Source organism: Mycobacterium neumannii (genome assembly GCF_002245615.1).
Lineage (GTDB): Bacteria > Actinomycetota > Actinomycetes > Mycobacteriales > Mycobacteriaceae > Mycobacterium > Mycobacterium neumannii_A.
In genome coordinates this window covers 101,930-116,990 of sequence record NZ_NKCO01000014.1, presented here as the reverse complement: position 1 = coordinate 116,990, position 15,061 = coordinate 101,930, and the positions used below count along the sequence as shown (strand labels likewise).

The window sequence follows — 15,061 nt, the reverse complement described above, 5'->3', positions numbered from 1 at the left end:
AGTCATGCGCATTCTCGGGATCAACGCGGTGTTCCACGATCCGGCTGCCGCGCTCGTGGTGGACGGTCAGATAGTCGCGGCCGCCGAGGAGGAGCGGTTCACGCGCCGCAAGCACGGCAAACAGGCCGTGCCGTTCTCGACGTGGGAGTTGCCGGTGGAATCGGCGCGTTGGTGCCTTGAGCAGGCGGGCCTGAAACCGTCGGACCTGGATCTGGTCGGATACTCCTACGATCCGCGACTGATGGACGAGTCCACCGACGGGCTCGCCGGCCTGGACCGCGATTGGGAGTACCTGCGCACGCTCTACGCCGACCGGGCCCCCCGTTTCCTACGGTCCGCGCTGCCCGGTCTCGACCCGGGCAGCGTGCGGCACGTCCGCCATCACGTCGCGCATGCCGCGTCCACCGCGTTGGCCTCCCCCCACCCCGATTGCGCGGTGCTGGTCGTCGACGGCCGCGGCGAGCGGTCCTCGATGCTGGCAGGCAGCTATCGCGACCACAAGCTGGATGTGCTCGCGACTCAGTCGCTTCCGCACTCGCTGGGTTTGTTCTACGAAAGCCTCACCGAGCACCTCGGATTCAAGCGCTCCAGCGACGAGTACAAGGTGATGGCGATGGCGTCCTACGGGACGCCACGGTTCGCCGACAGGTTCCGCGAGGCGGTCTACGCGTGCGCCGACGGTGGTTTCCGCACCGAACCGGTGGACTGGAACTCGATCACTCCCGCCCGGGCGCCCGGCGCGGGGAAGGGGCATGCGCTGGACCGACCCGAACCCGAGCACGCCGACCTGGCGTGCAGCGTCCAGGCGGTCGTCGAGGAAGTGCTGCTCGACCTCGTCGGCTGGCTTCGCGACCGTACCGATCACGAAAGCCTCTGTCTGGCAGGTGGTGTCGCCCTCAACTGCGTGGCCAACTCGAAGATCTTCCGCAGCGGCGGCTTCTCGAACGTGTGGGTGCAACCCGCGGCGGGGGACTCGGGAACCGCGCTGGGCGCGGCACTGGCGCTGGCGGGAGACGCCGGTGAACCGATTGCGTCGATGCCGTCGGCGGCGCTTGGTCGCGGCTTCTCCGACGACGAGATCGCCGCGGTGCTCATCGAAGCCGCGATACCTCACGAGCGGCCGGCGGATCTGGCCGCCGTGATCGGAGACGCGTTGGCTGACAACAAACTCGTCGGCTGGTTCCAGGGTCGCGCCGAGTTCGGGCCACGCGCGCTGGGCCAGCGGTCACTGCTGGCCGACCCCCGGCGCATCGAAAACCTGGAGCGACTCAACACCGTGAAGGGCCGTGAACAGTTCCGGCCCGTCGCCCCGATGGTGCTCGCCGAACGCGCCGCCGAGATCTTCTCCGGCGGACCGATTCCGAGTCCGTACATGCTGTTCGTGCACGAGGTCGCCGCCCAGTGGCGGGACCGAATCCCCGCGGTCACCCACGTCGACGGCACCGCACGCATCCAGACTGTCGACCGCGGCCACCCACTGCTGCACGACACGATCAGCAGGTTCGCCGCCCGCACCGGTGTTCCGGTGATCGTCAACACCAGCTTCAACACCGCCGGGCGACCGATGGTTGACAGCCCGCGCGATGCGCTCGAATGTTTCGGCAGCGCACCGATCGACGTGCTGGCGATCGGTCCGTACATCGTGAGGCGACCCCGATGACGCCGTCGTTCGCGGTCGTGGTGCCGACGGTCGGACGGCCGTCGCTGCACCGCCTGGTCGCAGAACTCGACGGTTCCGCCGGGCCGGCACCCGCTGCGGTGATCGTCGTCGACGACCGCCCGCAGCCTCATCCGCCGCTCGAGGTGGACTCACGGCTTCCGGTCACGGTGCTGCGCAGCGGCGGACGAGGACCGGCGGCCGCGCGCAACACGGGCTGGCGTGCGACCCGGACCGAATGGGTGTGCTTCCTCGACGATGACGTTGTCCCGCAACTCGATTGGTTCACTGCGCTGGCCGAGGACCTGGCCAAGGCCGACGTGGAGTCGGCCGCCGGCTCACAAGCGGTGATCGAGGTGCTGCGGGTGGCCGGCCGCAAGGCCACCGACGACGAACAACGCACCCAGCGACTTGCCGAGGCGAAATGGATCACGGCCGATATGGCGTTCCGGCGCGACGTCCTGGTCGACGTCGGCGGGTTCGACGATCGGTTCCCCCGGGCCTACCGCGAGGACTCCGACATCGCGCTGCGAATCATTCAGGCCGGCAACGGTATTGTCCGCGGATCCCGCCGTTGCACCCATCCGGTCGCGAACGCCACGCTGATGAGCAGCGTGCGCGCCCAGATCGGCAACCGGGACAACGCGTTGCTTCGCCGCAAGTTCGGCAGGCGGTGGCGCTCGGCGATCGGTGAGGGTCGAGGCCGGCTCCCGGCCCACTCGGTGACTACGGCCGCAGCCGTCGTCGCGGCGCTGAGCGTGGTGGCGGGTCGGTGGCGCGTCGCGCGCACCGCCGTCGCCGCGTGGGCGCTGCTGACCGGGGAGTTCGCGATCCGCCGGTTCTGGTCCGGCCCGCGAACCTTCACCGAGGCCGCACGGATGGCGCTCACCAGCGCGCTGATCCCGCCGGTCGCGGTGTGGCACCGGTTGGCCGGGGAGTGGGCGTTTCGCACCGCGCGGCGCGACCCGCCGCTGGCGGTGTTGCTCGACCGCGACGACACGATCATCGAGGACGGGCCGTACCTCAACGATCCGGCCGGTGTCCGCCCGCTACCGGGCGTAACCGGCGCATTGGACCGGCTGCGCCGCAACGGGCTACAGCTGGCCATCGTGAGCAACCAGTCCGGCGTGGCCAAGGGGTTGATCACCACTCAACAACTCGAATCCGTCAACGCGGAGGTCGATTCGGCGCTGGGCCCGTTCGACTCGTGGCACCTGTGCGTGCACGACGCCGACGACGAATGCCGCTGCCGTAAACCCGCTCCCGGCATGGTCGTAGACGCCGCCGCCGCGCTGGGCGTCCACCCCTCCCGGTGCGTGATGATCGGCGACACCGGCGGAGACGTCGAGGCCGCGCTGTCCGCGGGCGCCGACGCGATACTCGTACCCACCGACCGCACGCTGCGCCACGAGATCAGTGAGGCCCTGAAAAAGGCGCGCGTCGCGACGAGCCTCGACGAAGCGGTGTCCATGGTGCTCAGGGACTGCCGATGAGCCGGGCAATCGTTGCGCGCTTGGACAGCGCAGGGGACGTGTTGATCACCGGCCCCGCGGTCCGCGCCGTGGCCGAAACACACGAGGAGGTCACCTTTCTGGCGGGGCCGCGCGGGCGAGCCGCCGCCGAGCTGCTGCCCGGCGTCGACGACATCATCGAGTTTCAGGCGCCGTGGGTGGACTTCGACTCACCCGAGCTGACCGCGGGACACGTGGAGGCGATGGTCAAACAGCTGCGCGACATCGCCCCCGAGCGGGTCTACATCTTCACGTCGTTTCATCAGTCCCCGCTGCCGCTGGCATTGATCTGCCGGATGGCTTCGGTGCCGTGGGTCGGGGCGATCAGCGAGGACTATCCCGGAACACTGCTCGACCTGCGCCACCACGTTCCCGACGGCATACCCGAGCCCGAGCGCGCGCTGTCGTTGGCCACGGCGGCCGGTTGTGAGCTGGCCGACGGTGACGACGGCAGGCTGCGGGTGCGCCAACCACCGCCACTGCTCACCGGAATCGCCGAATCATTGGGCGACGCGCCGTTCATCGTCTTCCATCCCGGAGCCGCCGTGCCCGCGCGTCGACCGACCACCCGGCGCAGCATCGGCATGGTCGAAGCACTCGTCACCGCCGGGTGCCGGGTGGTCGTCACCGGCGATCCCGGTGAACGCGAGCTCACCGCGGCGGTAGCGGGGGAGTCGGCCACCGACCTCGGGGGGCGCACGACCCTGGAAACGTTGGCGGCCGTCTACGCCGCGGCGCGGATGGTGATCGCACCCAACACCGGGCCCGCCCACCTAGCGGCGGCCGTCGGCACACCGGTGGTCTCGTTGTTCGCTCCCGTCGTGCCCGCCTCACAGTGGGGCCCCTACGGGTCCACCGTCATTCGGCTCGGAGACCAACAGGCCCCCTGTCGGCTCACCCGGGCCCGTGACTGCCCGGTGCCCGGGCACCCGTGCCTGGACGGCATCACCGACGACGAACTGCTCGACGCGGTCAACCGAATTGGAGGACGGCAATGAATCCGACGATCGAAACCCACTTCTCCGCACTGTCACGGGCGGCCGGCCACCTCACACCGGAGGCGCCCAAGCTGGCCGCGTGGGGGCGACGGCTCGCCGATGTCCTCACCACCGGCGGCCGGTTACTCGCGTGCGGCAACGGCGGCAGCGCGGCCGAGGCGCAACATCTGACCGCGGAACTGGTCGGCCGCTTCCGAGACGATCGAATGCCCATGTCCGCCATCTCGTTACACGCGGACACCTCGGCGCTCACCGCGATCGGCAACGACTACGGGATCGATGAGATATTCGCCAGAGGCGTGCGCGCACACGGTAGGCCGGGCGACGTACTGGTCTCACTGTCGACCAGCGGGACGAGCCCGAATGTGCTCGCCGCCGTCAAGGCTGCACACGAAACCGGCCTCACCACATGGGCGTTGACCGGCCCCGAGCCCAATCCCCTCGCCGCGATGTGTGACGACGCCGTCTGTGTCGAAGCGTCGACCACCGCGACGGTCCAGGAGGTCCACCTGCTCCTCGTGCACGCGCTGTGCATCGCCGTCGACGAGGTTCTGCTGGGGGTCTCCCATGAGTGAGCCATTGGTCGTCATCGGCGATTGCATGCTCGACGTCGACATCGAAGGCACCGCCACCCGGCTCAGTCCCGAGGCGCCCGTCCCGGTCGTCGACACCGAACGGATATGGCGACGACCGGGCGGGGCGGGACTGGCCGCCGTACTCGCCGCGCGGACGGGCTGCGATGTGGTGCTGGTGACCGCCGTTGGCGACGACGCCGAAGGCCGCGCGCTGACCGACCTGCTGGCCGATGCCGGCGTGCGGGTCATCGGTTTGCCGATGGCCGGGAATACGGTGTGCAAGACCAGGATCCGTGCGGCCGGGCAGTCCATGCTGCGGCTCGACCATGGTGACGGAGCGGCCGCCGGCGACGCGCTATCCCCCGAGGTGGCCGAGGTGCTCGGGCAGGCCGCCGCGGTCTGTGTGGCCGACTACGGGCGCGGCATCACCGCGCACGGTGAGATTCGCAAGCTCGTCGCCTCGGCCGCGCAGCGAGTGCCGACGGTGTGGGACCCGCATCCGCGCGGGACCGAACCTGTCTCGGGCTGCTGGCTGGTCACCCCGAACCTGGACGAGGCGGCGGGACGCTCGGCGGAGTCGTTGCGCGAACAGTGGGCGGCGCGAGCGGTGTGCGTGACCCTGGGCCCCAAGGGTGCACTCGTGGCCACCGACACCGGCAACGAGCACCACCCCGTGCGGGATTCGGCCGCACGGGGTGACCACGGCGACACCTGCGGCGCGGGGGACCGGTTCGCGATCGCGGCCACCATGGCACTCGCGGCGGGTAGGGGCGTCCACGACGCCGTCGCCGACGCGGTGGACGCCGCCAGCAGGTTCGTCGCCGCAGGCGGTGCGGTTGGCGTGTCGAGCGCCGCGACAGTCGGTGGAACCCATTCGGCGACAACGTCGACCGCGCTCACCGGTGACATCGCCGAGGTCCGGGACCACTTGCGCCGGCGCGCAGGCCGGCTGGTCGCCACCGGCGGCTGCTTCGACCTGCTGCACACCGGTCATGTCCGCCTGCTGCGGCAGGCGCGCGATCTCGGCGACGCGCTGGTGGTGCTGCTGAACTCCGACACCTCGGTGCGCGCGCTGAAGGGACCGCGCAGGCCCGTCGTCGCGGATCAGGACAGGGCGCGGGTGCTCGGCGCACTGGCATGTGTCGACGCCGTGGTGATCTTCGACGAACTGTCACCCGAAGCGGCGCTGGAGCAACTGCGGCCCGACATCTGGGTCAAGGGCGGCGACTACACCGAGGCCGACCTTCCCGAGGTCGACGTGGTCCGCCGCCACGGCGGTGAGGTCGTGCTGCTGCCGACCGTCGCCGGCTACTCATCGTCAAATCTGATCGCCGCAGCGCGGTCGTGAACCGAAAGGAATTCTCAATGGCTCTGGGCAACATCATCATCACCGGCGGCGCGTCGGGACTCGGCGCGGCCACGGTGGAAGCCGTTGCGCGACAGGGTGGAACACCGCTGGTGATCGACCGCAACGATCCGAAACCGGGCGTGGCCTTCGCGAAAGCCGATCTCGCCGGCTCCGAGGCGGTGGACGCGGCGGTACGCGAATTGGCCGATCAGGTCGGCGGTCAGATTCACGGCGTGTTCACCGCCGGAGGCACTGACATGTGCGGCAAGCTCGCCGACGTCGCGGTCAAGGACTGGGAACGCGTCATCCACGTCAACCTGCTGGGCACCGCGGCGGTGATCCGCTCGGCGTTGCCGTACCTGAAGAACACGGGTGGCCGGATCGTCACGTGCGCATCGACTTTGGGGATCAAGGCCGTCAGCGACGCGACCGCGTACTGCGCCTCGAAATTCGGAGTCATCGGATTCTCCCGCGCGTTGGCCGCGGAACTTGCGGGGGAGGTGGGTGTCACGACGCTGATCCCCGGCGGTATGCACACGGCGTTCTTCGACAACCGCGACGAGCAGTACAAGCCGCCGCCGGACGCCAAGCTCAACCAGCCCGAACACGTTGCCGATACCGTCGTGTTCGCCCTGTCTCAGCCGGCCGGGTGCGAGGTGCGCGAGCTGGTGGTGTGCGCGTCGACGGAGTCTTCGTGGCCGTGACCCCGGAGACCTTCCCGGAGACCATCGTGGTCCTGCGTGCGCTGGGCCTCGGGGATCTACTCACCGGGATTCCCGCGCTGCGTGGGCTGCGGCGGGCACACCCCGACGCCCACATCGTGCTCGCCGCCCCGGAACGCTACCGCGATCTGGTGATGCTCATCGGTTTGGTCGACGAACTCCACCCCACACCCGGCCTCGGCCGGCTGCGTCCCCGCCGCCACCCGCCCGCACTCGCGGTCAACCTGCACGGCTCCGGCCCCGAAAGCATCGCCGATCTGCTCGCGATGGGGCCCCGAACCCTGATCAGCCACCGGCATCCCGCATATCCCGGGGTCGACGGCCCACCGTGGCGGACCGAACTGCACGAGGTCGACCGCTGGTGCGCGCTGCTCGAGTGGGCCGGAATCACCTGTGATTCAGAGAATTTGGCGATCCCGCGGCCGGACGGCTATCGGAACCGCTCGTCGACGGTGGTGATTCATCCGGGCGCCGCATACGCCGCGCGGCGCTGGCCAGCGGAGCGTTTCGGACAGGTCGCCGCCGCGCTGCGAAACCGCGGCCACGACGTGGTCATCACCGGCGATGACAGTGAGGTCGACCTTGCCCGGTCAGTGGCCGACGCCGCCGGGTTGCCCCGATCCAGCGTGCTCGCAGGCACTCTCGGCCTGCTCGAACTCGTCACACTGATCCACGATTGCCGCTTGTTGATCTGTGGTGACACCGGCGTCGGACACATCGCGACTGCGACCGGCACTCCGTCGGTGCTGCTGTTCGGTCCGACACCGCCGAACCGGTGGGGGCCGCGGGGAACGGGTCCGCATATCGCGGTGTGGGCCGGCGACAAGGGCGATCCGCACGCCGACCGACCGCACCGGGGGCTGCTGCTGATCACGGTCGGTCGCGTGCTCGACGCCACCGAGAGCTTGTTGAAGGACTGTGCATGAACACCCTTCGAGTCGGGGTGACCGGTGCGGGCTACGTCGGCCTGACAACCGCGGTGTGTCTGGCCGAACGTGGTCACGACACCGTGTGCGTCGACGTCGACGCCGGCCGCGTCGAGCAACTCCGTAGCGGTGTTCCCCTGCTGGACGAGCCCGGCCTGGCCGAGCTGCTTCGTCGCGGATTAAACTCCGCGACGCTCGAATTCACCGTCGAGTATCCCGATCTCGCTGAGTGCGACGTGGTGTTCATCTGCGTGCCCACGCCGAGCAGATCAGACGGATCGGCGGACCTGTCGGCGGTCGACGCGGCGGTCGAGCAACTCGCCACCGTGCTGCGACCGGGTTCGGTGCTGGTGCTCAAGTCGACGGTTCCGGTCGGCACCACCCGACGGATCGAAAAGCGGTTGCGACACGCTGGAATTCGCGCGGTCTCCAATCCCGAGTTCCTCCGCGAGAGCCACGCCGTATACGACTTCCGTAACCCGGACCGCATCGTGATCGGCGCCGACGACGACGAAGCCGCCGAGCTGGTGTCGCACGTGCACGGAAACCACGCGCAGATTTTTCGGATGAGCCCGGAAAGCGCGGAGTTGGCGAAGTACGCCAGCAATGCTTTTCTCGCGGTGAAGATCTCCTACGCCAACTCACTGGCCCGGCTGTGCGCCCGGATGGGCGCCGACATCGCCGACGTCACTCGCTGCATGGGCGCCGACGTGCGCATCGGTCCGCACTTCCTGCAACCGGGACCGGGGTGGGGCGGATCGTGCCTGCCGAAGGACACCGCGGCCATCCTGCACACCGGCAAGGTGGCGGGGGTAGACCTGCCCGAGGTCGAATCGGCTCGCTCGACGAACGCCGCCCAGTCCGCGCGAATCGCGTCGACGCTGGGCCGGTTCATGGCCACCCCGCTCGGCCACGCCCGCATCACCGCGCTGGGCCTGACGTTCAAGGCGGGCACCAGTGACCTGCGCGATTCACCGGCGCTGACGATCTGCGCCGACCTGGGCCGGACCGGGGCGCAGGTCACCGGATACGACCCGCGGCTCCGGGCGATGGATCAGTCGCGGTTGCGGGAATCGTCGATCGTCGCCGTCGACGATCCATATCTGGCGGCAAAAGACGCCGATGCCATCGTGGTGCTCACCGAGTGGCCGGAGTTCCGCGAACTGGACTGGGTCCTGATCGCCGAGCACGCGCCCGGAGCCGTCGTCGTCGACACCCGCAACCTGCTCGATGCGGCGTTGCTCAACGAGGCCGGGATGACCTATCTGGGCAACGGAACCCCGTCGGGTTACTGACCTTTGGCAACTTTGCGGATGAGTCGGGCCGTGCCGCGGTCAAGCACCTCCTGCCGTTCGGCCAGGGTCTTCATCGTCGCGGCGCGCCGGGCGGCCGAGGCGATGGTGAGCTCGGACTCGTAGCCCTGCACGACTCGGGGGTCGACGTAGGAACCTCGGGCCACCGCGGGTGTGTTGCCGAGTTCCTCGGCGACTTCCTTCATCACCGCGGACTCGACGCGCTTGATCACAGTCTTGTTGACCGGCGGGTCGGCATCGACGAACGCGGCCGCCGCCAGCACGGTGCCGTGCCAGGTCCGCAGGTCCTTGACCGTGTACCGATCCCCAACGAGCTCCTTGAACCGCGTGTTCAGGTCGTCGGCGTGAATGTCGATCCAGCTCGAACCGTTGCGGCACACCAGCAGCCGCTCGGTGCGCTCCGGGCGGCGCAACAGCGCGCGGATCGAGCGGACCGCTTCGGGGTCGTCGATCAGCAGCGTGCGCCGCACGCCGCTCTTGGCGGGAAAGTCGAATTCGATGGCGTCGCGCTGCAGGGTCACGTGCTCGCAGAGCAGCGTCGCGATGCCGTACGAGTTGTTCTCCTCGGCGTACTGCTCAGAGCCCGCCCGGAAGTATCCGAGATCGGCCAGGTGCAGTGCGAGGGCCAGCACCCGGTCGCGGTGCAGCCCGCGGCGGCGCAGGTCCGCGGCGATACGCCTGCGCATCTCGGGCAGCGCCGCCGACATCTCCAGGACCCGGTCGAACTTCTCCTCGTTGCGCTCCTCCTGCCACCTCTGGTGGTAGAGGTACTGGCGTCGGCCCGCGGCATCCGTGCCCACCGCCTGGATGTGCCCGTTGGGGTAGGGGCAGATCCACACCTTCTTCCAGGCGGGCGGGATGACCAGATCCTTGATGCGCTGCAGGGTCTTCTCGTCGGTGACCGGGGTGCCGTCGGGATGTTCGTAGGAGAACCCGCGACCGCGACGCACCCTCCGCAGGCCGGGGCCGCTGACGACGCTACGGCGAAGTCGCATGTTTGGCCCCTGGATGCAGGGGGGTATTGAACCCCCACCATGGAGAAGTCTTACTTTGTCGCGCCGTCAAAACGCCGCTGCTCACAGTCGTGTTCACCGTTTGCTCGGTCGCGTTCGGAGTGGGAGCTTCGCCATGACCGGATAAATACCCGCGCCGGCGTGCGGCACACGTCGTCGTTCGCGGGTCACCGGAGTACTCGTGGTTAGGTGGGATCCGACCTGGGGTAATCTCGCTTCGACATTGCCGGGAGGTCAAATGGCCGACGTCGCCAACAAGAACAATGGGCACGGGCACGGCGCGCGGTCGGTGGAACTCCGGGTCGCCGCCGAACTCGAGAACCTTGCGGTGCTGCGCACCCTGGTCGCCGCGGTGGCGACCTTCGAAGACCTGGACTTCGATGCCGTCGCCGACCTGCGTCTCGCGGTCGACGAGGCCTGCACCAGGCTGATCCGATCCGCAGTACCCAACTCTGTGCTGCTGCTCGTCATCGACCCACGCGACGACGCCGTCGTCATCGATGCGTCCACCACGTGTAAGAGTTCCGACATCCTGGCGCCCGGTAGCTTCAGCTGGCACGTGCTGAGTTCACTGACCGACGAGGTGACGACCTTCGAGAACGGGCAGGGGCCCGAGAACGCCCAGGTGTTCGGGATCTCCATGACGACGAGACGAGCGACGCTGCAGTGACGCCGTCGACGTCACAGGGTTCGTCGTCGCGTTCGAACTCTGAGTACGCGGATGTCGCCGACATGTTCCGCGAGCTGAAGAACGTGCCGGAGGACTCGCCGAAGTTTCAGCGGCAGCGCGACCGCATCGTCGAGCGCTGCCTTCCGTTGGCCGACCACATCGCGCGGCGCTTCGACGGGCGCGGTGAGCCACGCGAGGATCTCGTGCAGGTGGCCCGTGTCGGGCTGGTGAATGCGGTGATCCGCTTCGACGTCGAGGCCGGCTCGGACTTCGTCTCGTTCGCGGTGCCCACCATCATGGGCGAGGTCCGACGGCATTTCCGCGACAACAGTTGGTCGGTCAAGGTGCCGCGGCGGCTCAAGGAGCTCCATCTGCGACTCGGCGCCGCCACCGCGGAGTTGTCGCAGCGGCTCGGCCGCGCCCCGACGGCGTCGGAGCTGGCAGCCGAGCTGGGCATGGACCGCGACGAGGTCGTCGAGGGCCTGGTGGCAGGGAGCTCCTACAACACGCTGTCGATCGACAGCGGCGGCAGCGGAACCGAGGACGCCCCAGCGATCGCCGACACGCTGGGCGACGTCGACCTGGGTCTCGACCAGATCGAGAACCGGGAAGCGTTGCGGCCCTTGCTCGCTGCGCTGCCCGAACGCGAACGCACCGTGTTGCTGCTGCGCTTCTTCGAGTCACTCACCCAGACGCAAATCGCTGAGCGCGTTGGTATCTCGCAGATGCACGTGTCGCGTCTGCTCGCGAAGTCCTTAACTCGACTCCGGGACCAGTTGCAGTAGGGGCTTGGTGCTCTTGCCGTCTGCGAGCGCTGTCTCGATGCTGTCGCAGACGGGGAGCGCGGCATCCGGATCGCAGATGCGCAACAAGCGGCTGACCGACGCGCTCGGCAACAGCGCCCACTCGATCTTCTCGCCTGCGGTGCGCACGTTGAGCGTGTGCAGCGCGGAGAACCCTGCGGTGCCGAAGAATTCGACGCCCGACAGGTCGACGACGATGCGCTCGAGCTCTGTGGCGTGGCGCATCGCGTAGTCGACAAACTCCTGGGAGTTCGCGGCGTCGATCTCGCCGTGGGCGGAGACGATCGCGGTGTCCGGTTGCACCCGGCGGGTCGCGAAGTGCGCAGTGTGGCAGTCGCGGGTGTCGTCGGACTGCACTTCAGCAACGACAGATAAATCAGGATTAGACATGTGTGACTCCATCAGTGAATGTCTCATTCGTACTGTGGTTCACGTCAAAAATTTGGGCCCTGCGTATTCAAAGCCGTCGCAGCAGAGGCGGGGAGTTCTACCCTTGCACGTCGATGACGTTCCAGCTCGGCTGTGAACTCAACCTGGACTGAACCCTACGCTGCTAACTGACCATGCACAATCGCTATCAAGACCGCCACCGTAACCGCTGGTCACAGCGGTCAAGACCACTGACGCCATGACAAATTTGACGAAACTAGAGTCACATCGGAGAGTGGGTGCGCCATGACGCCGAACGTCGCCGGTGTGCTGCTGGCCGCAGGCGCGGGCACCCGCTATGGGATGCCTAAAGTGCTTGCAGCCCAAGGTGAATGGCTCAGAGCCGCGGTCAAGGCCTTGAGGGGCGGCGGATGTGGCGATGTGGTGGTGGTGTTGGGAGCGGCGGTGGTCGAGGCCCCGCAGCCTGCGCGCGCAGTGTTCGCCGAGGCCTGGGAGGACGGTCTGTCGGCGTCGCTGCGGGCCGGGATCTCGGCGGTCGAGGCCGATTACGCCGTGCTGCACACCGTCGACACCCCCGATGTCGGAGCGGACGTCGTGCGTCGGGTGGTGGACGCGGCGGTGGCGTCGGAGTCGGGTATCGCGCGTGCCCGCTACGGGCAATCGCCGGGCCACCCGGTGGTGATCGCGCGCAGGCATTGGGCCGCGCTGCTCGAAGAGGTCCACGGAGACGAGGGCGCACGCTCGTTCCTGGCGGCGCGCGACGACGTCGTCGCGGTGGATTGTGCCGATCTGGCGACGGGTCGCGACATCGACGTCAGGTGATGTCAGGTCACGTCGGCGAGCCGGCAATCAGGTGAGAGTGAGGCCCAGCATCGCCGTCGCGAAGCGGCGCACGGAGTGCTCGGCGATCGCGGCCGCATCGGCGTAGCCGTCGCGAAATCGCGTGTGCACCAACGCGGCCTGCGGGTCGATCCTGATCTCGGCCAGCATCTCGCCGGTGGTCGGTTCACACACCGCCCAGGTGTATGCGGTGTCGGACAACCACTGCGCGCGGCAACGAGCGATGTAACCGGGATCGGTCTCACCCATCTCGGCGAGCGCGGGGCCGTCGTCGATCAGCTCGTCGTCGCGCGGCGCGCGCAAATACCATGCGCCGGCGTTGATTTCGACGGGCTCCATGGCGACTTCGGTGCGCTAACGCTCGCTGCGCGATCGGTTGCGCACCGAAATCACTTGATCTCGGCGAGGACGGTGCCCTGGGTGATCGCAGCGCCGGGTTCGACCGCCAAGCCGGTGATCGTGCCGTCCTTGTGCGCGGTGACCGGGTTCTCCATCTTCATCGCCTCGAGCACCACGACGAGGTCACCGGCGGAGACCTCCTGGCCCTCCTCGACGGCGACCTTGACCACGGTGCCCTGCATCGGCGCGGTCACGGCGTCGCCGGAGGCCGCCGCTCCGCCGCCACCGCCACGCTTGCGGGCCTTGGGCTTCTTGCGCACGACATTGGAACCGGCGCCGCCCGCACCGCCGCCGCCACCGAGCGCGAGGTCGCCCGGCAGCGACACCTCCAGCCGGCGGCCGCCGACCTCGACAACCACGGTCTGCCGCGGGACGGTGTCCTCTTCCTCGATCGGATCGCCGCCGGTGAACGGTTCGATCGTGTTGTCCCACTCGGTTTCGATCCAGCGGGTGTGCACGGTGAAACCGTTGTCATCGCCGATGAACGCGGGATCGGACACGACCGCCCGGTGGAACGGGATGACCGTGGCCAGCCCTTCGACGGTGAACTCGTCCAGCGCGCGACGGGACCGCTCCAGGGCCTCTTGGCGGTTGGCGCCGGTGACGATCAGCTTGGCCAGCATCGAGTCGAACTGGCCGCCGATGACCGAACCGCTCTCGACGCCGGAGTCCAGCCGCACACCGGGGCCGGTAGGCGGCACGAACGTGGTGACCGGGCCGGGGGCGGGCAGGAAGCCGCGACCGGCGTCCTCACCGTTGATGCGGAACTCGATGGAGTGGCCGCGAGGCGTCGGGTCCTCGGTGATGTCGAGCGGTTCGCCGTTGGCGATGCGGAACTGCTGGCGCACCAAGTCGATGCCCGAGGTCTCCTCGGTCACCGGATGCTCCACCTGCAGACGGGTGTTCACCTCGAGGAACGAGATCAGCCCGTCCTGGCCGACGAGGTACTCGACGGTGCCTGCGCCGTAGTAGCCGGCCTCCTTGCAGATGCGCTTGGCTGACTCGTGGATCTCCTTGCGCTGAGCGTCGGTCAGGAACGGCGCGGGCGCCTCCTCGACCAGCTTCTGGAAGCGGCGCTGCAGCGAGCAGTCGCGGGTGCCCGCGACGACGACGTTGCCGTGCTGGTCGGCGATCACCTGAGCCTCGACGTGGCGGGGCTTGTCGAGATAGCGCTCGACGAAGCATTCACCGCGGCCGAACGCCGCGACAGCCTCGCGGACCGCCGAGTCGTACAGCTCAGGGATCTCTTCGATGGTGCGGGCCACCTTCATGCCGCGGCCGCCGCCGCCGAACGCGGCCTTGATCGCGACCGGGACGCCATACTCCTTGGCGAACGCGACGACCTCGTCGGCGTCCTTGACCGGATCCGAGGTGCCCGGCACCAGCGGCGCCTGGGCGCGCGCGGCGATGTGGCGGGCGGTCACCTTGTCACCGAGGTCGCGGATCGACTGCGGGCTGGGCCCGATCCAGATCAGGCCGGCGTCGAGGACCGCCTGCGCGAAATCAGCGTTCTCGGACAGGAATCCGTAGCCCGGGTGAATCGCGTTGGCTCCGGACTTCTCGGCGGCGTCGAGCAGCTTCTCGAACACCAGGTACGACTCCGCCGAGGTCTGCCCGCCCAGGGCGAAGGCCTCGTCGGCGAGGCGTACGTGAGGAGCGTCGGCGTCGGGTTCGGCGTACACCGCCACGCTCTGCAGCCCGGCGTCCTTAGCGGCCCTGATCACCCGGACCGCGATCTCCCCGCGGTTGGCGACCAGCACCTTGGAGATCTTCGAGCTGGCGTGACTGGGCACTGCGCCTCCTGGTGGCATGTCTAAGAAACGTCTTTAAGAATGTAACGGAGGGAGTTTATGCGGCCCTGCTGAGGTCTCGGCGAGCCGGTCCCTTACCCGCGAG

The 15,061-nt window shown here is 68.5% G+C and carries 15 protein-coding genes; 11 read left to right on the top strand and 4 right to left on the bottom strand.

Features of this window, described 5'->3' with window-relative positions; translation table 11 throughout:
- Nucleotides 1-4 precede the first annotated feature (4 nt).
- From CEX88_RS17120 to CEX88_RS17085, 8 genes are read left to right on the top strand one after another with little or no spacing between them, the layout of a single operon-like run.
- Nucleotides 5-1,660, top strand: a complete 1,656-nt coding sequence (locus CEX88_RS17120) for a carbamoyltransferase family protein (protein WP_094294376.1) — start codon at nt 5-7, stop codon at nt 1,658-1,660.
- Nucleotides 1,657-3,150 carry an HAD-IIIA family hydrolase gene (locus tag CEX88_RS17115; RefSeq protein WP_094294375.1) on the top strand — a complete coding sequence of 498 codons (1,494 nt, stop codon included), beginning with the start codon at nt 1,657-1,659 and terminating at the stop codon, nt 3,148-3,150. The genes CEX88_RS17120 and CEX88_RS17115 overlap by 4 nt, the downstream gene beginning before the upstream one ends.
- A complete protein-coding gene (locus CEX88_RS17110) occupies nt 3,147-4,166 on the top strand; it encodes a glycosyltransferase family 9 protein (protein ID WP_094294374.1) in 1,020 nt (339 codons plus the stop codon). Before CEX88_RS17115 ends, CEX88_RS17110 begins: the two co-directional genes overlap by 4 nt.
- Nucleotides 4,163-4,741: a D-sedoheptulose-7-phosphate isomerase gene (locus tag CEX88_RS17105; protein WP_094294373.1), complete on the top strand. Its 579-nt coding sequence runs from the start codon at nt 4,163-4,165 to the stop codon at nt 4,739-4,741. Before CEX88_RS17110 ends, CEX88_RS17105 begins: the two co-directional genes overlap by 4 nt.
- Nucleotides 4,734-6,089 (top strand): PfkB family carbohydrate kinase, encoded by a 1,356-nt coding sequence (locus CEX88_RS17100; RefSeq protein ID WP_094294372.1) that lies wholly within the window; start codon nt 4,734-4,736, stop codon nt 6,087-6,089. The genes CEX88_RS17105 and CEX88_RS17100 overlap by 8 nt, the downstream gene beginning before the upstream one ends.
- 17 nt (nt 6,090-6,106) lie before the next feature.
- Nucleotides 6,107-6,793, top strand: a complete 687-nt coding sequence (locus CEX88_RS17095; RefSeq protein WP_094294402.1) for an SDR family oxidoreductase — start codon at nt 6,107-6,109, stop codon at nt 6,791-6,793.
- Nucleotides 6,784-7,737: a glycosyltransferase family 9 protein gene (locus CEX88_RS17090; RefSeq protein ID WP_238382093.1), complete on the top strand. Its 954-nt coding sequence runs from the start codon at nt 6,784-6,786 to the stop codon at nt 7,735-7,737. The genes CEX88_RS17095 and CEX88_RS17090 overlap by 10 nt, the downstream gene beginning before the upstream one ends.
- Entirely contained in the window at nt 7,734-9,032 is a 1,299-nt protein-coding gene (locus tag CEX88_RS17085; protein ID WP_094294371.1) for a UDP-glucose dehydrogenase family protein, read from the top strand. Before CEX88_RS17090 ends, CEX88_RS17085 begins: the two co-directional genes overlap by 4 nt.
- Here the strand turns inward: CEX88_RS17085 and CEX88_RS17080 are convergent.
- Entirely contained in the window at nt 9,026-10,045 is a 1,020-nt protein-coding gene (locus CEX88_RS17080) for a DNA topoisomerase IB (protein WP_094294370.1), read from the bottom strand. The genes CEX88_RS17085 and CEX88_RS17080 overlap by 7 nt on opposite strands.
- Before the next feature lie 256 nt (nt 10,046-10,301).
- Here CEX88_RS17080 and CEX88_RS17075 point away from each other — a divergent pair, with 256 nt between their 5' ends.
- The gene (locus CEX88_RS17075) at nt 10,302-10,733 is read left to right on the top strand and encodes an ATP-binding protein (protein WP_068196692.1); all 432 of its coding nucleotides are present in this window, start codon (nt 10,302-10,304) and stop codon (nt 10,731-10,733) included.
- A 62-nt stretch (nt 10,734-10,795) separates the two neighbouring features.
- Entirely contained in the window at nt 10,796-11,518 is a 723-nt protein-coding gene (locus CEX88_RS17070) for an RNA polymerase sigma factor SigF (protein WP_276019014.1), read from the top strand.
- Here the strand turns inward: CEX88_RS17070 and CEX88_RS17065 are convergent.
- Entirely contained in the window at nt 11,489-11,926 is a 438-nt protein-coding gene (locus CEX88_RS17065) for an STAS domain-containing protein (protein ID WP_094294400.1), read from the bottom strand. The genes CEX88_RS17070 and CEX88_RS17065 overlap by 30 nt on opposite strands.
- A 285-nt stretch (nt 11,927-12,211) precedes the next feature.
- On the opposite strand from CEX88_RS17065, the gene CEX88_RS17060 reads away from it, so the two are divergent.
- The gene (locus CEX88_RS17060; protein ID WP_094294369.1) at nt 12,212-12,748 is read left to right on the top strand and encodes a nucleotidyltransferase family protein; all 537 of its coding nucleotides are present in this window, start codon (nt 12,212-12,214) and stop codon (nt 12,746-12,748) included.
- 27 nt (nt 12,749-12,775) lie between these two features.
- Here the strand turns inward: CEX88_RS17060 and CEX88_RS17055 are convergent, their stop codons facing one another.
- Nucleotides 12,776-13,105 (bottom strand): hypothetical protein, encoded by a 330-nt coding sequence (locus CEX88_RS17055; protein ID WP_094294368.1) that lies wholly within the window; start codon nt 13,103-13,105, stop codon nt 12,776-12,778.
- A 50-nt stretch (nt 13,106-13,155) separates the two neighbouring features.
- A complete protein-coding gene (locus tag CEX88_RS17050; RefSeq protein ID WP_064417298.1) occupies nt 13,156-14,958 on the bottom strand; it encodes an acetyl-CoA carboxylase biotin carboxylase subunit in 1,803 nt (600 codons plus the stop codon).
- Between the last annotated feature and the right edge of the window lie 103 nt (nt 14,959-15,061).